At 65.8% G+C, this 19,715-nt stretch carries 17 protein-coding genes; 7 read left to right on the top strand and 10 right to left on the bottom strand.

All coding sequences use genetic code 11. The features are described from left to right. The first annotated feature begins 57 nt into the window (after window positions 1–57). Together ACY65G_RS15035 and ACY65G_RS15030 are read left to right on the top strand one after the other, a co-directional pair. The gene (locus ACY65G_RS15035) at window positions 58–687 is read left to right on the top strand and encodes an RNA pyrophosphohydrolase (protein WP_464998130.1); all 630 of its coding nucleotides are present in this window, start codon (window positions 58–60) and stop codon (window positions 685–687) included. Between the two features lie 159 nt (window positions 688–846). Further along, entirely contained in the window at window positions 847–1,278 is a 432-nt protein-coding gene (locus ACY65G_RS15030) for a DUF1841 family protein (RefSeq protein WP_464998129.1), read from the top strand. Between the two features lie 85 nt (window positions 1,279–1,363). On the opposite strand, the gene ACY65G_RS15025 is transcribed toward ACY65G_RS15030, so the two are convergent. Further along, complete coding sequence (locus ACY65G_RS15025; protein ID WP_464998128.1) at window positions 1,364–1,708, bottom strand: c-type cytochrome; 345 nt, start codon at window positions 1,706–1,708, stop codon at window positions 1,364–1,366. An 11-nt stretch (window positions 1,709–1,719) separates the two neighbouring features. After that, on the bottom strand, window positions 1,720–2,052 hold the full coding sequence (locus ACY65G_RS15020) for a c-type cytochrome (RefSeq protein ID WP_464998127.1): 333 nt from the start codon (window positions 2,050–2,052) through the stop codon (window positions 1,720–1,722). A 218-nt stretch (window positions 2,053–2,270) separates the two neighbouring features. On the opposite strand from ACY65G_RS15020, the gene ACY65G_RS15015 reads away from it, so the two are divergent. The 3 genes from ACY65G_RS15015 to ACY65G_RS15005 are packed head-to-tail and all read left to right on the top strand — an operon-like array spanning window position 2,271 to window position 4,899. Further along, window positions 2,271–3,134 carry an AAA family ATPase gene (locus tag ACY65G_RS15015; RefSeq protein ID WP_130187551.1) on the top strand — a complete coding sequence of 288 codons (864 nt, stop codon included), beginning with the start codon at window positions 2,271–2,273 and terminating at the stop codon, window positions 3,132–3,134. Continuing rightward, a complete protein-coding gene (locus ACY65G_RS15010) occupies window positions 3,131–3,724 on the top strand; it encodes a GNAT family N-acetyltransferase (protein WP_464998126.1) in 594 nt (197 codons plus the stop codon). The genes ACY65G_RS15015 and ACY65G_RS15010 overlap by 4 nt, the downstream gene beginning before the upstream one ends. Beyond that, the gene (locus ACY65G_RS15005) at window positions 3,718–4,899 is read left to right on the top strand and encodes a vWA domain-containing protein (protein WP_464998125.1); all 1,182 of its coding nucleotides are present in this window, start codon (window positions 3,718–3,720) and stop codon (window positions 4,897–4,899) included. Before ACY65G_RS15010 ends, ACY65G_RS15005 begins: the two co-directional genes overlap by 7 nt. A 232-nt stretch (window positions 4,900–5,131) precedes the next feature. Here ACY65G_RS15005 and ACY65G_RS15000 read toward each other — a convergent pair whose 3' ends face one another. From ACY65G_RS15000 to ACY65G_RS14970, 7 genes are all read right to left on the bottom strand, one after another. Further along, window positions 5,132–5,833, bottom strand: coding sequence for a TorF family putative porin (locus ACY65G_RS15000; protein WP_464998124.1), 702 nt, complete (start codon window positions 5,831–5,833; stop codon window positions 5,132–5,134). A gap of 91 nt (window positions 5,834–5,924) precedes the next feature. Then, a complete protein-coding gene (gene kdpE, locus ACY65G_RS14995; protein ID WP_464998123.1) occupies window positions 5,925–6,629 on the bottom strand; it encodes a two-component system response regulator KdpE in 705 nt (234 codons plus the stop codon). Then, window positions 6,626–9,379 carry a DUF4118 domain-containing protein gene (locus ACY65G_RS14990; protein ID WP_464998122.1) on the bottom strand — a complete coding sequence of 918 codons (2,754 nt, stop codon included), beginning with the start codon at window positions 9,377–9,379 and terminating at the stop codon, window positions 6,626–6,628. The genes kdpE and ACY65G_RS14990 overlap by 4 nt, the downstream gene beginning before the upstream one ends. Window positions 9,380–9,420: 41 nt before the next feature. After that, window positions 9,421–9,996: a potassium-transporting ATPase subunit KdpC gene (kdpC, locus tag ACY65G_RS14985; RefSeq protein ID WP_464998121.1), complete on the bottom strand. Its 576-nt coding sequence runs from the start codon at window positions 9,994–9,996 to the stop codon at window positions 9,421–9,423. A gap of 10 nt (window positions 9,997–10,006) precedes the next feature. Further along, entirely contained in the window at window positions 10,007–12,163 is a 2,157-nt protein-coding gene (gene kdpB / locus ACY65G_RS14980; protein ID WP_464998120.1) for a potassium-transporting ATPase subunit KdpB, read from the bottom strand. Window positions 12,164–12,171: 8 nt separating this feature from the next. Beyond that, window positions 12,172–13,890, bottom strand: coding sequence for a potassium-transporting ATPase subunit KdpA (gene kdpA / locus ACY65G_RS14975; RefSeq protein WP_464998119.1), 1,719 nt, complete (start codon window positions 13,888–13,890; stop codon window positions 12,172–12,174). After that, a complete protein-coding gene (locus ACY65G_RS14970; RefSeq protein WP_464998118.1) occupies window positions 13,887–14,000 on the bottom strand; it encodes a potassium-transporting ATPase subunit F in 114 nt (37 codons plus the stop codon). Before ACY65G_RS14970 ends, kdpA begins: the two co-directional genes overlap by 4 nt. A 394-nt stretch (window positions 14,001–14,394) precedes the next feature. Between ACY65G_RS14970 and ACY65G_RS14965 the strand changes: the two genes are divergently transcribed. After that, the gene (locus tag ACY65G_RS14965) at window positions 14,395–16,392 is read left to right on the top strand and encodes a DNA topoisomerase IV subunit B (RefSeq protein WP_464998117.1); all 1,998 of its coding nucleotides are present in this window, start codon (window positions 14,395–14,397) and stop codon (window positions 16,390–16,392) included. A gap of 15 nt (window positions 16,393–16,407) precedes the next feature. Beyond that, a complete protein-coding gene (parC, locus tag ACY65G_RS14960) occupies window positions 16,408–18,753 on the top strand; it encodes a DNA topoisomerase IV subunit A (protein WP_464998116.1) in 2,346 nt (781 codons plus the stop codon). A gap of 385 nt (window positions 18,754–19,138) precedes the next feature. On the opposite strand, the gene ACY65G_RS14955 is transcribed toward parC, so the two are convergent. Continuing rightward, a complete protein-coding gene (locus tag ACY65G_RS14955) occupies window positions 19,139–19,657 on the bottom strand; it encodes a hypothetical protein (RefSeq protein ID WP_464998115.1) in 519 nt (172 codons plus the stop codon). Window positions 19,658–19,715: the final 58 nt, after the last annotated feature.

Raw genomic sequence — 19,715 nt, 5'->3', positions numbered from 1 at the left:
TGTAAGAAGATAGATGCTTGAGGGCTGCATCGGCACGCAGAAAGTTTGAGGTGCACTATGCTCGATCGGGAAGGGTTCCGCCCCAACGTCGGCATCATCCTGCTCAACTCGCATAACGAGGTTTGGTGGGGCAAGCGGGTGCGCGAGCACTCATGGCAATTTCCGCAAGGAGGAATCAAGTACGGCGAAACACCCGAGCAGGCCATGTACCGGGAGTTGCAGGAGGAAATCGGCCTGCGTCCGGAACACGTGAAAATCGTGGGTCGCACACGCGACTGGCTGCGTTACGAGGTGCCGGACCATTTCATCAAGCGCGAGATCCGCGGCCACTACCGCGGCCAGAAGCAGATCTGGTTCCTGCTGCGCATGTGCGCGCGCGACAATGAAGTCAACCTGCGCCTGACGGACCACCCCGAGTTCGACGCCTGGCGCTGGCATGAATACTGGGTGCCGCTGGACGTGGTGATCGAGTTCAAGCGCGAGGTCTACCAGCGCGCGCTGCAGGAACTGTCGCGGTTCCTCTCGTGGCCTGCGCACGGCGAACGCCGGCATTCGTCGCGCTATTTGCGCCAGCCGCATGGCCGCGGCCAGCAAGGGCAGCGCCCGCAGCAGGCGGTGGCGGCGCCACCGCAGGAACTGGTCGGCTGCGATGGCGCGGCACTGGTGGCCAGCTCCGGCAAGCGCTAGCGTTTCGCCAACGCTCGATGCATCGGTGTCGGACATCCTGCCCAGAGGCAGGGTGTCGGACCGCTGCGGCGGACCGACCGGTTTTCTCTCGCGCAATCTGCGCCGGCGGGCATTTCTTTGTACAATGTCCGGCTCATTCCCCGCAGCCGCCGCCAGCCCATGTTCACCCCCTCTTCCCACGACGTACGCCGCTTCTTCTGCGAAGTGTTCCGCAAGGACCGCGCCCATGAAATCCTCACGCCGCTCGAAGCCATGGCGCTCGACTGGGTGCGCCTGCACCCCGAGTACAACGAGGCGCTGACCGACGCGGAAGCGGCCCTGGCGCGCGACTATTCCGTCGAAGGCGGCCAGGCCAATCCCTTCCTGCACCTGGCGATGCACCTTTCGATTTCCGAGCAGGTCTCGATCGACTCGCCGCGCGGCATCCGCGCCGCCTACGAAGCACTGTCGAAAAAGCTCGACTCCACGCACGATGCGCAGCATGAAATCATGGAATGCCTGGGGGAGATGATCTGGAAGTCGCAGCGCAGCGGGCTGCCGCCGGACGGCGAAGCGTACATCGACGCCGTGAAGCGCCGCGTGCAGCAATAGCCCTGGAGAAAAACAGGGGACGTACCCCTGTTTAGAAGAAATTTCCTCTAAACAGGGGTACGTCCCCTGTTTTGCTGTCTGGCGATTACCGCTTGACGACCATGTTGCCCGGCAGGCTGTGGAAGTAGGCCGCCAGGTCGGCGATGTCCTTGTTCGACAGCGGCTTCACGAGCCCGCCCATGATCGGGTTGTTGCGGCCGTTCGGGCCGTCGCCGCGCTTGTAGGCGACCAGCGCGTGGGCCAGGTAATCCTTGTGCTGGCCGGCGAGCTTCGGATAGCTCGGGTCGATCGGCGAGTTGTAGTCCTTGCCATGGCAGGTGGCGCAGGCATATTTTTCGGCCAGCGCCTTGCCGTTGTTGATGTTGCCGCCGACGGCGGATGCGGCGGCGGATGCGATCAGGCAGGCCACGGCGAACAGGGTTTTCTTCATCGTGGTCTTCCTCATTTCTGCTTGGCGTAATAGGCGGCGAGGTCGGCGATTTCCTGGTCGGAAAGGCTGACCGCGATGCCTTTCATCGACGGGTGCTTGCGATCGCCCTTCTGGTAGGCCTTCAGCGCCGCTTCGATGTACTTGGCGTTCTGGCCGCCGATCTTCGGCACCTGGAACACTTCGGGGAAGGTTGCCTTGTAGCCGGGAATGGCGTGGCAGCCGATGCACATTTCAAGCTTGTTCGCGGATACGTTGGCGGGGTTGCCGACGATGTCCGCGGCGAAGGCGGCCGGGGCGGCTTGCATGGCGCCGGCAAGCAGGAACACTGCTGTGAGTCTGGTCATGGGTGGCTAGTCGAGTCCAAAAGAGTAATTGGAGGGGACTCATTCTTCATCGCGGTCTCCGTGTCCCCCTTGCTGCTTGCATAAATACTTGTTTTTCGTGCTACCAGCGGCCGATTCTAGCGCAGGTATTTCCGGTCGTCCACCACGTTTCCAGTACGTACTAACCTGCGTAGAACTACCGTATACTGGCTTTTTTTCCCGCCACCGGAAGTTCGTCCATGACCGTTGACCACAAGAATAAACGTTTTGAAGGCTCCGCCCAATACGTTGCCACCAATGACCTGAAACTGGCCGTCAACGCGGCGCTCACCTTGCAGCGGCCGCTGCTCGTGAAGGGCGAACCGGGCACCGGCAAGACAATGCTGGCCGAGGAAGTGGCCGCCGCGCTGGACCGCCCGCTGTTGCAATGGCACATCAAATCCACCACCAAGGCGCAGCAGGGCCTGTATGAATACGACGCCGTCTCGCGCCTGCGCGACTCCCAGCTGGGCGACGAGCGCGTGCGCGACATCCACAACTACATCGTCAAGGGCGTGCTGTGGCAGGCCTTCACGGCGCCCGAACCCGTGGTGCTGCTGATCGACGAGATCGACAAGGCCGACATCGAATTCCCGAACGACCTGCTGCGCGAACTGGACCGGATGGAGTTCTACGTCTACGAAACGCGCGAAATGGTGGTGGCGAAGCACCGCCCGCTCGTCATCATCACGTCGAACAACGAAAAGGAATTGCCGGACGCCTTCCTGCGCCGCTGCTTCTTCCACTACATCGCCTTCCCCGACAAGGATACGATGGAAGCCATCGTGAAGGTGCACTTCCCGCACCTGAAACAGGAATTGCTGGCACAGGCGCTGCAGACGTTCTACGAAGTGCGCGACGTGTCGGGCCTGAAGAAGAAGCCCTCCACGTCCGAATTCCTCGACTGGATGAAGCTGCTGCTGGCGGAGGACATTTCGCCGGAAGCGCTGCGCAGCAAGGACGCCAAGGCCATCGTGCCGCCGCTGCACGGTGCGCTGCTGAAGAACGAACAGGACGTGCACCTGTTCGAGCGCCTCGTGTTCATGTCGAGGACGAACCGGTGATCGACGTGCAGCCCGTCACGCTGGCATTGAACGGCGTGCGCCTGGAGCCGCTGGGCCACCAGCATGCCGACGGCCTGCGCGCGGCCGCCCGCGACGGCGAACTGTGGAAACTGCGCATCACGTCCGTGCCGGAACCTGACAACGTGGAGGCCTACATCGCCACCGCGCTCGAGATGCGCCCTGCCCGGCTGGCCTTCGCGGTGATCGACACCGCCAGCGGCGAAATCTTGGGCAGCACCAGCTACCACGACATCGTGCCCGCCATCGACCGCGTGGAAATCGGCTACACGTGGTATGCGAAAAGCCGCCAGCGCAGCCACGTGAACACGAGCTGCAAGCGCATGCTGCTGGCGCACGCGTTCGACACGCTGGGCTGCGCCGTCGTGGGCCTGCGCACGGACAATTTCAACCACGCTTCGCAGGCGGCGATCGAGCGGCTCGGCGCGAAGAAGGATGGCGTGATCCGCCACCACGGGGTGCGGCGCGACGGCACGGTGCGCGACACCGTCATGTACAGCATCGTGCGCGGCGAGTGGCCGGAAATCCGCGCCCACATCGACTATCTATTGCAGCGTCCACGCCCATGCTGATCGACTTCTTCTTCACGCTGAAGGACGCGAAAATCCCCGTCTCCATCAAGGAGTTCCTCACCTTGCTGGAGGCGATGGAGAAAAACGTCGTCACGCAATCGCTCGACGATTTCTATTACCTCGCTCGCATCGTCCTCGTGAAGGACGAAGCCCACTACGACCGTTTCGACCGCGCCTTCGCCCAGTACTTCAAGGGCATCGACGGCGCGTTCGACGCGAAGGCGTCGATCCCGCTGGACTGGCTGCTGCAGCGGATGAAGCGCGAGCTGACGGACGAGCAGATCGCCGCGCTGGAGAAATTCGGCTACGACAAGCTGATGGACCGCCTGCAGGAGCTGCTGAAGGAACAGAAGGAGCGCCACGAAGGCGGCGGCAAGTGGATCGGCACCGGGGGCACATCGCCGTTCGGGAACGGCGGCACGAACCCGGAAGGCGTTCGCATCGGCGGCAACGGGTCTGCAAAACCTGGCAACCGCACCGCCGTGAAAGTGTGGGACCAGCGCACCTACAAGGATTACGACGCCGACAAGGAACTGGGCACCCGCAACATCAAGGTGGCCTTGCGCCGCCTGCGCCGCTTCGCCCGCGATGGCGCCCAGGAAGAACTGGCGCTGGACCAGACGATCCGCGCCACCGCCAACAACGCCGGCTGGCTCGATATCCGCATGCAGCCGGAACGCCGCAACAACGTCAAGGTGCTGATGCTGTTCGACGTGGGCGGCACGATGGACGACCACGTCGAGCGCACGGAGGAACTGTTTTCCGCGGCCAGTTCGGAATTCAAGAACATGGAGTTCTTCTACTTCCACAACTGCGTTTACGACTACCTTTGGAAGAACAACCGGCGCCGCAACGCCGAGCGCTTTTCCACCTGGGACGTGCTGCGCAAGTACACGCCCGATACGAAACTGATCTTCGTCGGCGATGCCACGATGAGCCCCTATGAAATCCTGCAGGCCGGCGGCTCGGTCGAATACAACAACCAGGAAGCGGGCGCCGAGTGGCTGGCCCGGTTCACGCACGCGTTCCCGAAATTCGTGTGGCTGAACCCGGAGCCGGAACAGTACTGGCAGTACCGGCAGTCGATCGCCATCGTCCGGCAGATCATGAACAACCGCATGTTCCCCACCACGCTCGAGGGCCTGGAGCGGGCGATGCGCACGCTGTCGAAATAGCACTGACGCTTTTTACACGGCCGTTACAACAACGGCCGTCTTCTTCGAGAACCTGCATGGCGACGGCGCCCGCGCCGCCCGCCTGGCCGAGCTGCCGGGGCCGTGTCCACCCTGGAGCCAGGCTTGAAAGTGGACACGAGCTGAACCGTATCACGGCAGAGTTCGTGTCCCCATTTGTGCCTGACCCCAGGGTGGACACGAGCTCATCGGGCATAAGCTAGCGCGGCGATGGTCAGAACACCTTCGACACCGTCACCACCACCGCATCACGGCCGGTGAACTTGCCGTTCACCGGCGACGAATAGGTTGCCCGCACGGCATTGGTGCCGACATACGCCAGCGCCACGGCAACGATGCCGAAGTCCTTCGTCACGCCCGCCTTCCAGTCCGTGTAGCTGGCGCTGTCGTGGTGGCGCACCGTCTGCCGGCCGGCATGGAGGTTGACGGTCCAGCCGCCGCCCACGTCATGGTTGACGGAAGCGTCCAGGTAGCCGCTGTGCCGGCTGTCGGCAAAGCCGAACAGGTTCGTGGCCGCGTGCGAGTATTTCAGCGTGGCCGGCCCGTATCCCAGCTGGCCGTACAGTTCCAGCGTGTCGGCATCGGGATGCAGGCTGTTCGACGGGTAGGCGTAGCCCAGCACGCCCACGTCGTAGGTGAAACCGTTCGCGAACCCGCCGCGCTTGCCGGCGTAGGCGTCGATCTCCACGCCGCCATCGCCGCCGGCATCCTTCACCCATTTGATCGTCGACGCCCAGGCGCTCACATAGAAGCCACCGGCGGTCCAGTCGGCGCCGCCCTGCAGCGCCGGCTGCAGCCGCGTCTGCGAAATGCCGCGGTAGCGGTAGTCCGATACCACCGCCGCGTTGTACGTGACCTGCGCCGACGCCGTTGCAAAGGCGACGGCCAGGGTGATGCCTGAAATCAGTCGTTTCATGGTGTTCTTTCAAATAGTGGGATGAACAGGGCCTTCGCCGTCGCGCATGACACGCGTCGGCGCAGCTGGCCTGGTGCTGCGAGTGGAGGTTCTAGCCGGGTGCCAGCAGCAGCCGGTAGCCGACCGCCGTTTCGGTCAGCAGGTGCGCGGGCTGGGCGGGGTCGCGTTCCAGCTTTTGCCGCAGGTGCCCCATGTAGATGCGCAGGTAGTGGCCGTTTTCCGTGTTCGACGGCCCCCATACCTCGCGCAGCAGTTGCGGATTGGTGACGACGCGCCCGGCGTGGCTGACGAGCACCGCCAGCAGCCGGTACTCCGTCGGCGTCAGGTGCACCATCTGGCCGCCGCGGGTGACCATGCGCGCCTGCAGGTCCACCTTCACGTCGCCGAACTGCACCACGCCGCCTGCATCCTGCTCCGGCGCGCGGCGCCGCCGCTGCAGCGCCCGCACCCGGGCCAGCAGTTCGCCCACGCCGAACGGTTTCGTCAGGTAGTCGTCGGCCCCCGCATCGAGGGCGCGGATCTTGTCCTCCTCGCCCACGCGTGCGGACAGCACGATGACCGGCACCGGCGACCATTTGCGCAGGTCGTCGATCAGGTCCACGCCATCGCCGTCGGGCAGGCCCAGGTCGAGGATCACCAGGTCCGGGCGGCGCGTACCGGCATCGATCAGGCCGCGCTGCATCGTCGCCGATTCCTGTACGTTCCAGCCTTCCTCTTCCAGCGCCAGCCGCACGAAGCGTCGGATCTGCGGTTCGTCCTCGACCAGCAGCGCGGTCGGCATCAACTTGTCGGTCATTCGTTTTCCTCCGGCAGCGGGGGCGGGTCGCCCAGCGGCAGCATGAAGACGAGGGCGGCGCCCCCTTCCTCCGCGCGTCGCGCCACGATCGTGCCGCCATGCGCTTCGACGATAGCGCGGCAGATCGCCAGCCCGAGCCCGACACCCGGCTTGGCCGACTCGCGTTCCCCGCGCGTGAATTTCTCGAAAATCGCCTGTTCCTGGCCGGCGGGCAGGCCCGGGCCATCATCGGCGACCGTCACTTCCAGCATGTCGACGGCACAGCGGGCCGACAGCGTGATCGTGCTGCCGGGCGGCGTGTACTTGACGGCATTCTCCAGCAGGTTGGCCAGCACGCGTTCGACGAGCACCGCGTCGTACCGCACCAGCGGCAGGTCGGACGGCAGGCGCGTGGCGACGCGGTGCGCGGCCAGCAGCACGCGGCACGCCCGCAGCGCGCTGCCCACCGTTTCCTCGATCGCCTGCCATTGCAGGTTCAGGTGCACGGCACCGCTCTCGATGCGCGCCATGTCGAGCAGGTTCGTCACGAGGGTGCCCATGCGCACGCTCTCCTCCTGCAGCGCCCGCGCCAGTTCCAGCTGCACCGGGGACAATGGCGACCGGGCCAGCGATTCCGCCATGCCCACCAGCGACGTCAATGGCGTGCGCAGGTCGTGCGACAGCGCCGCCAGCAGCGAGTTGCGCAGCCGTTCCGATTCCATCTGCACCAGCGCGCCCTGGGCCACGTCGATGTAATGCACGCGCTCCAGCGTGATCGCCGCCAGTGCCGCGAAGGTGTCGAGCTGGCGGCGCTGCTCGGGAATGAGCAGCCAGCGCGGCTCGGCCGGCGCGATCGCCAGCACGCCGCGCGTGCGCATCGGCGCCTTCAGCGGCAGGTAGAACAGCGGCGACGACGGTAGCGTGCCGGTGCCCGTGCCGGCCGCCTCGGCATGGTCGAACGCCCATTGCGCGATCGCCAGTTCGGATGCGCCAATGCCGGACGTGTTGTCCGCCTCGGCGAGGCGGCCGTCCGCATCGGGCAGCAGCAGCGTCACGTCGGCGCGGAACGCGCCGGCCAGCGTGCGGCGCGTGATGTCCACCACCTGCTCCGTCTGCAGCACACCGGTCAGGTCGCGCGCATATTCATACAGCGCCTGCGACCGCTCGGCGCGATGCGATGCCACCCGCGCCTGGAACCGCAGGTGCGACGTGAGGTGGCTGGTGACGAGGCCCACCAGCAGCATCACGGCAAACGTGACGAGGTACTGGAAATCGCTGACGGCAAACGAGAACGTGGGCTGCACGAACAGATAGTCGAACGCCGCCACGCCGATGAAGCTGGACAGCAGCGCCGGCCCCCTGCCCAGCCGGAACGCCACCAGCAGCACCGCCAGCAGGAACAGCATCGCGATGTTGGTGATGTCCAGCACGCCCGCCAGCGGCAGGCCGACGGCGGCCACCGCGCCGGTGGCGAGCGCCGCAAGCACATACCGCCACCAGTCCAGCTGCCCGGAAAAGTTTCCTGAAAAATGGGGTACGGAAGGAATGCAGGCTTGCAAGCCTGCATCGCTGCGCCGGCAAGAAGCCAAGCTTCTTGAAACCCCGGCTACGCCCCCATTTTTCAGGAAACTTTCTCCAGCGGCAGCGACTTCGACGATGTCCAGCGCCGGGGCGCGGACGGCGAGCCGGCGCAGCAGGGGTTGCCGCCACGGCCAGCGGCCGGATGCGCGGCCCAGCACGGCCTTGGGGATGTTGCGCTCGAGCGCATGGCGGGCGATGGCGGCACCGATGTCGTCGCCGGCCAGCACGGCCGTGGCCGCGCCCAGGTCCTGCGCCAGCTTCAGGGTTTGCAGGATGCGCTCGCGGTGGCCGGCCGGCAGCCGTTGCAGCGCCGAGGTTTCGACATAGACGGCGTGCCAGCTCGCGTTGAGCTGCGCGGCCAGGCGGGCCGTGCTGCGTACCACCGCTTCGCCGCCGACGGGGCCCACGCAGGCCAGCAGAGCAACGCCACTTTTCCACAACGGGCTGATCGACTGCTCGACGCGGTAGTCGCGCACGTCGCCGCCCACGCGGTCGGCCGTGCGTCGCAGCGCCAGTTCGCGCAGCGCGATCAGGTTGCCCTTCCTGAAGAAATGCCGGGCGGCGCGGCCGGCCTGCTCGCCCGCATACACCTTGCCATCCTTCAGCCGGTCCAGCAGCACGTCGGCCGGCACGTCCACCAGCACCACCTCGGCGGCGCGGTCGAACACGGTGTCCGGCAACGTTTCCGCCACGCGGATGCCGGTAATGCCGCCGACGACGTCGTTCAGGCTTTCCAGGTGCTGCACGTTGACGGTGGTGAAGACATCGATGCCCGCGTCGAGCAGCTCTTCCACGTCCTGCCACCGCTTCGGGTGGCGCGCGCCCGGCGCGTTCGAGTGCGCCAGTTCATCGACGAGGATGAGCGCCGGGCGCCGCGCCAGCGCCGCATCGAGGTCGAACTCGGTCAGCGACTTGCCGCGCCAGGCGACCGTCTTCAGCGGCAGCACGTCCAGCCCGTCGAGCAGCGCCCCCGTGTCGGCGCGGCCGTGCGTTTCCACGATGCCCACGAGTGGTCGTTCGCCTTCGGCCTGCAGCTGGCGGGCAGCAGCGAGCATCGCGTACGTCTTGCCGGCACCGGCCGAGGCGCCGAAATAGATGCGCAGCCGGCCGCGCGCGGCTTGCCGTTCACCTGCCTGCACCCGCGCCAGCAGGGCGTCGGGATCGGGGCGTTCGCTGTCGATGGGGAGCATGGGGCGCAGTGTAGTCGATTCAGGAAATGGTCACAGCGCGGTCACGGCGCGACGCCATCGAGAGCCAGGTTCAAGGCCAGCACGTTGACCTTGGGTTCGCCGAGGAAGCCGAGCGCCGGCCGCTCGGCATGGCGCTCGACCAGCGCCTGCACCGCGGCAGGCGAGATGCCGCGCACGCGCGCGACACGGCCGGCCTGGTAGGCGGCCGCCGCCAGGCTGATGTCCGGATCGAGCCCGGAAGCCGATGCTGTCACCAGGTCCACCGGCACCGCGGCCGTGTTGCCGGGATCGGCGCTCTGCAGGGCGGCGATCCGCGCCTTCACCGCGTCGACCAGCGCGGGATTCGTCGGCCCCTGGTTCGAGCCGCCCGAACCGGCACCGTTGTACGGCGCCGGCGCGGTGGCCGACGGCCGGCCCCAGAAATAGCGGGGCGACGTGAACTGCTGGCCGATGAGCCGTGCGCCGACGACCTTGCCGTCGCGTGAAACGAAGCCGCCGGCAGCCCGGTCGGCATACGCGACGCGGCCGAAACCCGTCACGACATAGGGATAGACGATGCCGCACACGAGGGTCAGCGTGGTGAAGATCACGGCAGCGGGGCGAAGATGGGAAATCATGGTGAACCTTTCAGATCATGTGGAGCGTGGCCAGCGCAGTGTCGATCAGCTTGATGCCGATGAACGGCAGCACGAGGCCGCCCAGGCCATAGACGAGCAGGTTACGGCGCAGCAGCACGCTCGCGCCCAGCGCCCGGTACTTCACGCCCTTCAGCGCCAGCGGAATGAGGAACACGATGATCAGCGCATTGAAGATCACGGCGGACATGATCGCGGAATCGGGGCTCGTCAGCCGCATCACGTCTAGCGCCGCCAGCTGCGGATAGGTGCCCACGAACGCCGCGGGAATGATGGCGAAATACTTGGCCACGTCGTTGGCGATCGAGAACGTGGTCAGCGAGCCCCGCGTCATCAGCATCTGCTTGCCGATCTCCACGATCTCCAGCAGCTTGGTCGGGTTCGAATCCAGGTCGACCATGTTGCCGGCTTCCTTCGCCGCCTGGGTCCCCGTGTTCATCGCCACCGCCACGTCGGCCTGGGCCAGCGCCGGCGCGTCGTTCGTGCCGTCGCCCGTCATCGCCACCAGCCGGCCCTCGGCCTGCTGGGTACGGATCAGTCTCAGCTTGTCTTCCGGCGTGGCCTCGGCCAGGAAATCGTCCACGCCCGCCTCGGCGGCGATGGCCGCGGCGGTAAGCTTGTTGTCGCCGGTGATCATCACGGTGCGAATGCCCATCTTGCGCAGCTGGGCGAAACGTTCGCGGATGCCGGCCTTGACGATGTCCTTCAGCTCCACCACGCCCATCACCCTGGCGCCGTCGACGACGACCAGTGGCGTGCTGCCGCGCCGCGCCACGTCGTCGGCCAGGCGCGCCACCTCGGCCGGCCAGCGCCCGCCCTGCCCTTCCACGTAGCGGCGTACCGTGTCCATGGCACCCTTGCGCAGCTGGCGCTCGCCGATGTCGGCGCCGCTCATGCGCGTCTGCGCCGTAAAGGCCACGAACGTCATCTCGTCGCCGCCGCCTGCCGTGACGAGTTCCCGTTCGCCGCCGGCCGCGGCGACTTCCCGTTCGCCGCCGGCCGCGGCGAGTTCCCGTTCGCCGCCGGCCGCGGCGAGTTCCCCCTCTTCGATCGTGAATTTTTGCCTGGCCAGGACGACGATGCTTCTCCCTTCCGGCGTTTCGTCGGCCAGCGACGCCAGCCGCGCCGAGCGGGCCAGCTGCTCCTCCGTCACGCCCGGCGCGGGCAGGAAGGCCGCGGCCTGGCGGTTGCCGTGCGTGATCGTGCCCGTCTTGTCGAGCAGCAGCACGTCGACGTCGCCGGCCGCCTCCACGGCCCGGCCGGACGTGGCGATCACGTTCGCACCCATCATGCGGCTCATGCCGGCCACGCCGATGGCCGACAGCAGGCCGCCGATCGTCGTCGGGATCAGGCATACGAGCAGCGCGATCAGCACCGTCACCGTCACCGGCGTGCCGCTGCCGGCCGCGCCCACGGCGAACAGCGAGAACGGCAGCAAGGTCACCGTCACCACGAGGAACACGATCGTCAGCGCCACGAGCAGGATGGTCAGCGCGATCTCGTTCGGCGTCTTCTGCCGCTTCGCGCCCTCCACCATCGAGATCATGCGGTCGATGAAGGCCTCGCCCGGGTTGACGGCGATGCGCACCACGAGCCAGTCCGACAGCACGCGGGTGCCGCCCGTGACGGACGAAAAATCGCCGCCCGATTCGCGGATCACCGGCGCCGATTCGCCGGTGATGGCGCTTTCGTCAACGGAAGCGACGCCTTCGATCACTTCGCCATCGGCCGGGACCACGTCGCCCGCTTCGACCAGCACGGCCATGCCCTTGCGCAGGTCGCTCGCCGGCACCGGCAGCCACGCGGTGCCGTAGACTGGCGTGGCCAGCTTCTTCGCCGTGACCGTGGTCTTCAGCGCCCGCAGCGATGCGGCCTGCGCCTTGCTGCGCCCTTCGGCCAGCGCCTCGGCGAAGTTGGCGAACAGCACGGTGAACCACAGCCAGGTGGTGATCGCCGCGGTGAAGCCGGCCTTGCCCTCGCCCCCGATGGCCGCGGCCACGGCCAGCAGGGTCGTGATGATGCTGCCCACGTAGACAACGAACATGACGGGGCTGCGCAGCTGCACGCGCGGGTGCAGCTTGCGGAAAGCGTCGCCCAGCGCGGGAACGGCCAGCCGCGCATCGAAAAGTGCCAGCGGTGTGCGTGACATGAAAACTCCTAGTTGAAAAGCTGCAGGTGTTCGACGACGGGGCCGAGCGCCAGGGCCGGCACGTAGTTCAGCACCCCGACCAGCACGACGGTGCCGATCAGCAGGAACACGAACAGCGGCCCGTGGGTCGGCATCGTGCCGCCGGTGACAGGCAATCGCGCCTTGGCCGCCAGCGAACCGGCGATGGCCAGCACCGGCACGATCACGGCGAAGCGGCCGAACCACATGGCGACCGCCAGCATCGAGTTGTAGAACGGCGTGTTGGCGGACAGTCCGGCAAACGCGCTGCCGTTGTTGTTGGCGGCCGAGGTGAAGGCATACAGGATCTCGGAGAAGCCGTGCGCGCCCGGATTGGCGATGCCCGCCGTGCCGGCCCCCGCCACCACGGTGATCGCCGTGCCGCCCAGCACCAGCAGCGGCGTGGCGAGGATCGCCAGCGACGTCATCTTCATTTCGTAGGGGCCGATCTTCTTGCCCAGGTATTCCGGCGTGCGGCCGATCATCAGGCCAGCCACGAACACGGCCAGGATCGCGAACACGAGCATGCCGTACAGCCCGGAGCCCACGCCGCCGAAGATCACTTCGCCGAACTGCATCAGCAGCAGCGGCACGGCACCGCCCAGCGGCATCAGGGAATCGTGCATCGCGTTGACGGCGCCGCACGAGGCGGCCGTGGTCACGGCCGCGAACAGCGCCGAGCCTTTGACACCGAAGCGGGTTTCCTTGCCTTCCATGTTGCCGCCCGATTGCAGCGCGCCCGCCGCCTGGTCCACGCCCAGCGCCTGCAATGCCGGGTGGGCCTGCTGCTCGGCGGCGAAGATGGCGAGCGTCGCCAGGCAGAACACGATCGTCATCGCCGCCAGCACGGCCCAGCCCTGGCGGATGTCGCCCACCATGCGGCCGAACGCGAAGCACAGCGCGGCCGGGATCAGGAAGATCGCGATCATCTGCATGAAATTGGCCAGCGCCGTCGGGTTCTCGAACGGGTGCGCGGAATTGGCATTGAAGAAGCCGCCGCCATTCGTGCCCAGCAGCTTGATCGCTTCCTGCGAGGCGACCGGGCCCATGGCGATCGTCTGCACGCCGCCTTCCAGGGTGGCGACGTCGCGGTAGGCGTCGAAGTTCTGGATCACGCCCTGCCCCATGAGCAGTACCGCCAGCAGCAGCGACAGCGGCAGCAGCACGTACAGCGTGGCGCGGGTGACGTCGACCCAGAAATTGCCGACCGATGCGCTCGAACGGGTGGCAAAGGCGCGCACCAGCGCGAACACGACGGCGATGCCCGTGGCCGCCGACAGGAAATTCTGGCCGGCCAGCGCCACCATCTGCGTCAGGTAGCTCATCGTCTGCTCGCCGGCATAGCCCTGCCAGTTCGTGTTGGCGACAAAGCTGACCGCCGTGTTGAACGACGAATCCGGGCCCACGTTCGGCAGGTGCTGCGGGTTCAAAGGCAGCCAGGCCTGCAGCCGCTGCATGGCGTAGACGAACAGTGTGCCGAGCGCGTTGAAGACAATCAGCGCGAGCGCATAGGCTTTCCAGCCCATCGCGCGGTCCTGGGGCAGGCCAGCGGCGCGGTACAGGAATGCCTCGGGCTTGCGCAGCCAGCCCAGGCCGGGAACGGGCATGTCGCCCGCGCCCACTTTTGCCAGGAAGGCGCCGAGCGGCCAGGCCAGGGCCAGCAGCACGAACAGGAAGGCGGCCAGCAGCGTCAGGGATTGGGCGGTCACAGGTCCTCCGCCTTCAGCAGGGCCACGACCAGGTATGCAAATAACAACGCGAGCAGCCCGGCCGCGACCAGCGCCCCGCCCAGGTAGACGAGATTGCCGGCGGCGCTCATGGCTTGTTCCCCAGGCGGTCGCACCCGGCCGCCATGCCGCATGCGAGCGCCGCGAAGGCGCCGATCGCGGCCAAAAATACGATATCCATCGCTACCCTTTCCAGGTGTTGTGATGGAAAACAGGTTATCGACGGGGACCTAAAAACAGGGTAAAGACTGGCCGGTCGGCTGTAAACAAGGTGTAAAAACGACTGTTTTACTGTATATTTATACAGATGTTTTCAGTGATGCTTGCTACCTTGCCCGGCGCCTCGGCTAGAATGCCGGACTAACATGCTGGACCAACCCATTCAGCCGTCGCATCAACCAGGCGCACTTACTCAGCAACGCACTCAGCAACTACTCAGCAACTACTCAGCAACGTACTCAGCAAAATACTCAGCAATATTCACGTATGGCCACCAAAAAACCAGTTTCCGACTACAGCGAATCATCGATCCGCGTTCTGAAGGGCCTCGAGCCCGTCAAGCAGCGCCCCGGCATGTATACCCGCACGGAGAACCCGCTGCACATCATCCAGGAGGTGATCGACAACGCGTCGGACGAGGCGCTGGGCGGCCATTGCCGGAACATCGTCGTCATCCAGAACGCCGATGGCAGCATCACCGTCGAGGATGACGGCCGCGGCATCCCTGTCGGCCTGCACCCGGAAGAAAACGTGCCCACCGTGGAAATCGTGTTCACGCGGCTGCACGCGGGCGGCAAGTTCGACAAGGGCTCGGGCGGCGCCTACGCGTTCTCGGGCGGCCTGCACGGCGTGGGCGTGTCCGTCACCAACGCGCTGTCGAAGCGCCTGGAAATCAACGTCTGGCGCAAGGACGACAAGGGCAACGGCTACCACACGATCGCGTTCGAGAACGGCGACCTGGTGCAGCCGCTCACGTCGGGCCCCGCGCCGAAGGACGGCAAGAAATCCGGTACCCGTGTCACCGCGTGGCCGGACGCGAAATATTTCGACTCGCCGCTGATCTCGCAGGTCGAACTGCAGCGCCTGCTGCGCTCGAAGGCCGTGCTGCTGCCGGGCGTCACCGTCACGCTGAAGAACGGCAAGACGGGCGACGTGCAGACGTGGCAATACAACGACGGGCTGCGCGGCTACCTGACCGAAGCGCTGGCGCAAACGGGCAACGGCGAAACCTTCGTGCCGCTGTTCGAGGGCGAGCAGTTCGCCGGCCCCGATGCGGAAGGTTTCGCGGAAGGCGAAGGCGCCTCGTGGGTGGTGGCCTGGACGGAGGAAGGCGCGATCATGCGCGAATCCTACGTGAACCTGATTCCCACGCCGAATGGCGGCACCCACGAATCGGGCCTGCGCGAAGGCCTGTTCGGGGCGATGAAGAACTTCGTCGAACTGCATTCATTGTTGCCGAAAGGCGTGAAACTGCTGCCGGAAGACGTATTTGCGCGCGCTTCGTTCGTCTTGTCCGCGAAAGTGCTGGATCCGCAGTTCCAGGGCCAGATCAAGGAGCGCCTGAATTCGCGCGACGCGGTGCGCCTCGTCTCCACCTACAGCAAGCCGGCGCTGGAACTGTGGCTGAACCAGCACATCGACTGGGGCAAGAAGCTGGCCGAGCTGGTCATCAAGCAGGCCCAGTCCCGCCTGCGCTCCGCGCAGAAGGTGGAAAAGAAAAAATCGTCCGGCGTGGCCGTGTTGCCGGGCAAGCTGACCGATTGCGAATCGAACGACGTCTCGCGCACGGAACTGTTCCTCGTCGAGGGCGACTCGGCGGGCGGCTCGGCGAAGATGGGCCGCGACAAGGAATTCCAGGCGATCCTGCCGCTGCGCGGCAAGGTGCTCAATTCCTGGGAGACGGACCGCGACCGCCTGTTCGCCAACAACGAGATCCACGACATCGCGGTGGCGATCGGCGTCGACCCGCACGGCTTCGGCGACACGCCCGACCTGTCGAACCTGCGCTACGGGAAAATCTGCATCCTGTCCGACGCGGACGTGGACGGCTCGCACATCCAGGTGCTGCTGCTCACGCTGTTCTTCCGCCACTTCCCGGCGCTGATCCAGAACGGCAATATCTGCGTGGCGCGCCCGCCGCTGTACCGCGTGGATGCGCCGGCGCGCGGCAAGAAGCCGATCCAGAAGCTGTATGCGCTGGACGACGGCGAGCTGACCGCCATCGAGGACAAGCTGCGCAAGGATGGCCTGAAGGAAGGCAGCTGGAGCATTTCCCGCTTCAAGGGCCTGGGCGAGATGAATGCCGAACAGCTGTGGGAAACCACGATGAACCCCGATACGCGGCGCCTGCTGCCGGTGGCGCTGGGCGACTTCGCCCACACGGAAGCCGCGGCCCGCTTCAACATGCTGATGGGCAAAGGCGAAGCCGCCGCCCGCCGCGCATGGATCGAGGAACACGGCAACGAAGTCGAAGCCGATATCTGATAAGAATCAAGCACAATGAGCCAAGCAAACCTTTTTGACGCCCCGCCGCCGGATGGCGCGGACAACAACAACGGCAACGGCGGCGACGGCGGCGAATCGCTGACCCTGTCCACCTTTGCCGAACGCGCCTACCTCGACTACGCGATTTCCGTGGTCAAGGGCCGCGCCCTGCCCGACGTGTGCGACGGCCAGAAGCCGGTGCAGCGCCGCATCCTGTATTCGATGAACGAACTGGGGCTGAACGCCACCGCGAAGCCGCGCAAGAGCGCCACCGTGGTCGGCGACGTGCTGGGCAAGCTGCACCCGCACGGCGACCAGTCCGTGTACGACGCATTGGTGCGCATGGCGCAGGACTTTTCGCTGCGCTACCCGCTGATCGACGGCCAGGGCAACTTCGGCTCGCGCGACGGCGACGGCGCCGCGGCGATGCGCTATACCGAGGCGCGCCTGACGCCGATCGCCAAGCTGCTGCTCGACGAGATCGGCCACGGCACCGTGGACTTCATCCCGAACTACGACGGCTCGACGGAAGAACCGGCGCTGCTGCCGGCCCGCCTGCCGATGACGCTGCTGAACGGCGCGTCCGGCATCGCCGTGGGCATGGCCACCGAGATCCCGTCGCACAATTTGCGCGAAGTCGCCGCCGCCACCGTGGCGCTGATCCGCAACCCGAAGATCACGCACGCCGAGCTGATGGAACTGGTGCCGGGCCCGGACTTCCCGGGCGGCGGACAGCTGATCACGCCGCAGGCGCAGATCGCCGACATGTATGCATCCGGCCGCGGCAGCATGAAGGTGCGGGCACGCTGGAAGATCGAGGAGCTGGCACGCGGCCAGTGGCAGGCGGTCGTGCATGAACTGCCGCCGGGCACGTCGTCGCAGAAGGTGCTGGAAGAAATCGAGGAACTGACGAACCCGAAGGTCAAGCTGGGCAAGAAGGCGCTGTCGCCGGAACAGCTGGCACTGAAGCAGCAGATCCTCGGCGCGCTGGACACGATCCGCGACGAATCGGGCCGCGCCGCGCCCGTGCGCCTCGTGTTCGAGCCGAAGTCGAAGAACCAGGACCAGAACGAGTTCATGCTGATGCTGCTGGCGCATACGTCGCTGGAAACGTCGGTGCCGATGAACCTCGTGATGATCGGCGGCGACGGCCGGCCGCGCCAGAAGGGCCTGGGCGACATCCTCGGCGAGTGGATCGCCTTCCGCTTCGCCACCGTGACGCGCCGCACGCAGCACCGCCTGGCCAAGGTCGACGACCGCATCCATATCCTGGAAGGCCGCGAAACGATCCTGCTGAACATCGACGAGGTGATCCACATCATCCGCAACTCGGACGAGCCGAAGGCGGCGCTGATCGCGCGCTTCAACCTCTCCGACCGGCAGGCCGAGGATATCCTCGAGATCAGGCTGCGCCAGCTGGCGCGGCTGGAAGCGATCAAGATCCAGCAGGAACTGGCCGAGCTGCGCAAGGAAAAGCAGACCTTGCAGGACCTGCTCGACAATCCATCGTCGATGAAGCGGCTGATCATCCGCGAGATCGAGGCCGACGCCAAGCAGTATGGCGATGCGCGCCGCACGCTGATCGAGGAAGCGCAGCGCGCCACGATCGAACAGAAGATCGTCGACGAACCGGTCACCGTGATCATCTCGCAGAAAGGCTGGGTGCGCGCGCGCACCGGCATCGGCCACGACCGCGGCCAGTTCACCTTCAAGGCGGGCGACGCGCTGCACGATGCGATCGAATGCCGCACCGTCGACACGCTGCTCGGCTTCGGCGACAACGGCCGCGTGTACTCGGTGCCGGTGGCCGCACTGCCCAACGCGCGCGGCGATGGCGTGCCGATCACCACGCTGGTGGACCTGTCCGGCGGCGCGCGCCTGCTGCACTACTTCGCCGGCCCCGCCTCGACGCAGCTGCTGATGGCGTCCGACGCCGGCTTCGGCTTCATCACGAAGGCGGGCGACATGGTCAGCCGCCAGAAGAGCGGCAAGTCGTTCCTCACACTGGACGACGGCGCGAAACCGCTGGCGCCCTCGGTGGTGCTGCCCGATGCCAGCGCGGTGGCCGTCGTCTCCGAAAAGGCGCGCCTGCTCGTATTCGGCATGGACGAGATGAAGGTGCTGTCGAACGGCGGCCGCGGCGTGATCCTGATGGAGCTGGAACCGAAGGAAAAGCTGGTGGCGGCCTGCGCGATCACGCAGAAGGGCGTGACCGTGCAGGGCATCGGCAATGCGCAGAAGGCCAAGGAAGAACGCATGACGCCGAACGCGCTGGCCGAAGGCGAACACTTCGGCAAGCGCGCCAAGAAGGGCAAGCCGATGCCGACGCGCATCAAGCCGACGGGGCTCGTGCCGAACTGATTCACCGTCGCCGCGCTGGCGATGCCGATGGTCAAAGCCCGGGTCGATGCCCGGGCTTTTTTCATTGCGGCAGCGCTAGCGTGCCTGGTGTCGGACATTTTTTCCGGGCGCTTCATCCGGAAAATGTGTCGGACACCGGTTTTCTACTCAGGAAATCAGCAAGATCACGTGAAAACCGGTCGGTCCACCGCAGCGGTCCGACACTAACACGCTAGCGTCGCGAACTGCATCGAACTCCGTTAACTGAACGGCATTAGGGCCGATGCCCGAGCTTTTTTCATTGCGACGGCGCCTGCCCGCAGCCAAAACGGCCGAGCCCGTGTCCACTTCCGGGGTTGACCCCAGGGTGGACACGGGCTCGGCCGTTTAACGACCAGCTGTCAGCTTAGTGCTTGGCAGCTTCCTTCTTCACGTCGGCGTTGGCCTTGGCGATGGCTTCCTGGGTTTTCGCGGCGGCCAGGGCTTTTTCCTTGTCGGCTTCAGCCACTTTCTCGGCTACCTTGGCATCGGCTTTCGCCACGGATTTGGCGGCCTTGGCATCGGCGCCGGCGATTTTCTTGTCGGCCTTGGCTTCAGCCTTCAGGCGGTCTTCCGGATCGGCGTCGGCCACTTTTTCACCGGCCTTCAGGTGTTCCTTGTTGGCCTTGGCCTGGGCTTTGGCGACTTTTTCGTTGGCCTTGGATTGCGCTTTCGCGACGTCTTCGTTTGCGTTGGCCACTTTCTTCGCTTCTTTTTCCTGTGCCTTGGCGATGTCGTGCTGGGCGTCGGCGCGGGCCTCGGCAACATCGTTGGACTGGGCGTAAGCGGAAGTAGCAAAGACGCCGGCGATCAGGGTTGCGAGCAGTTTGTTCATGGTTGACACCTTTCCAGTGGTTTTATATTTGAATGCGTTCTGTCTTGTCACGGATCCAGAATAAAGTTTCCAGGCGATATCCACTGTGCGGTACCGAACGTAGTAACAT

The sequence above is a fragment of the Pseudoduganella sp. jia 12 genome (genome assembly GCF_055502675.1).
Note: the sequence above shows the minus strand (reverse complement) of the source record. Positions and strands in the feature narration are given on the sequence as shown.

What these genes read in the sequence shown, in the direction of transcription:
- ACY65G_RS15035 (WP_464998130.1), top strand. Translation starts at nt 58, where the DNA reads ATGCTCGATCGGGAAGGGTTCCGCCCCAACGTCGGCATCATCCTGCTC.
- ACY65G_RS15030 (WP_464998129.1), top strand. Translation starts at nt 847, where the DNA reads ATGTTCACCCCCTCTTCCCACGACGTACGCCGCTTCTTCTGCGAAGTG.
- ACY65G_RS15025 (WP_464998128.1), bottom strand. Translation starts at nt 1,708, where the DNA reads ATGAAGAAAACCCTGTTCGCCGTGGCCTGCCTGATCGCATCCGCCGCC.
- ACY65G_RS15020 (WP_464998127.1), bottom strand. Translation starts at nt 2,052, where the DNA reads ATGACCAGACTCACAGCAGTGTTCCTGCTTGCCGGCGCCATGCAAGCC.
- ACY65G_RS15015 (WP_130187551.1), top strand. Translation starts at nt 2,271, where the DNA reads ATGACCGTTGACCACAAGAATAAACGTTTTGAAGGCTCCGCCCAATAC.
- ACY65G_RS15005 (WP_464998125.1), top strand. Translation starts at nt 3,718, where the DNA reads ATGCTGATCGACTTCTTCTTCACGCTGAAGGACGCGAAAATCCCCGTC.
- ACY65G_RS15000 (WP_464998124.1), bottom strand. Translation starts at nt 5,833, where the DNA reads ATGAAACGACTGATTTCAGGCATCACCCTGGCCGTCGCCTTTGCAACG.
- kdpE (WP_464998123.1), bottom strand. Translation starts at nt 6,629, where the DNA reads ATGACCGACAAGTTGATGCCGACCGCGCTGCTGGTCGAGGACGAACCG.
- ACY65G_RS14990 (WP_464998122.1), bottom strand. Translation starts at nt 9,379, where the DNA reads ATGCTCCCCATCGACAGCGAACGCCCCGATCCCGACGCCCTGCTGGCG.
- kdpC (WP_464998121.1), bottom strand. Translation starts at nt 9,996, where the DNA reads ATGATTTCCCATCTTCGCCCCGCTGCCGTGATCTTCACCACGCTGACC.
- kdpB (WP_464998120.1), bottom strand. Translation starts at nt 12,163, where the DNA reads ATGTCACGCACACCGCTGGCACTTTTCGATGCGCGGCTGGCCGTTCCC.
- ACY65G_RS14970 (WP_464998118.1), bottom strand. Translation starts at nt 14,000, where the DNA reads ATGAGCGCCGCCGGCAATCTCGTCTACCTGGGCGGGGCGCTGGTCGCG.
- ACY65G_RS14965 (WP_464998117.1), top strand. Translation starts at nt 14,395, where the DNA reads ATGGCCACCAAAAAACCAGTTTCCGACTACAGCGAATCATCGATCCGC.
- parC (WP_464998116.1), top strand. Translation starts at nt 16,408, where the DNA reads ATGAGCCAAGCAAACCTTTTTGACGCCCCGCCGCCGGATGGCGCGGAC.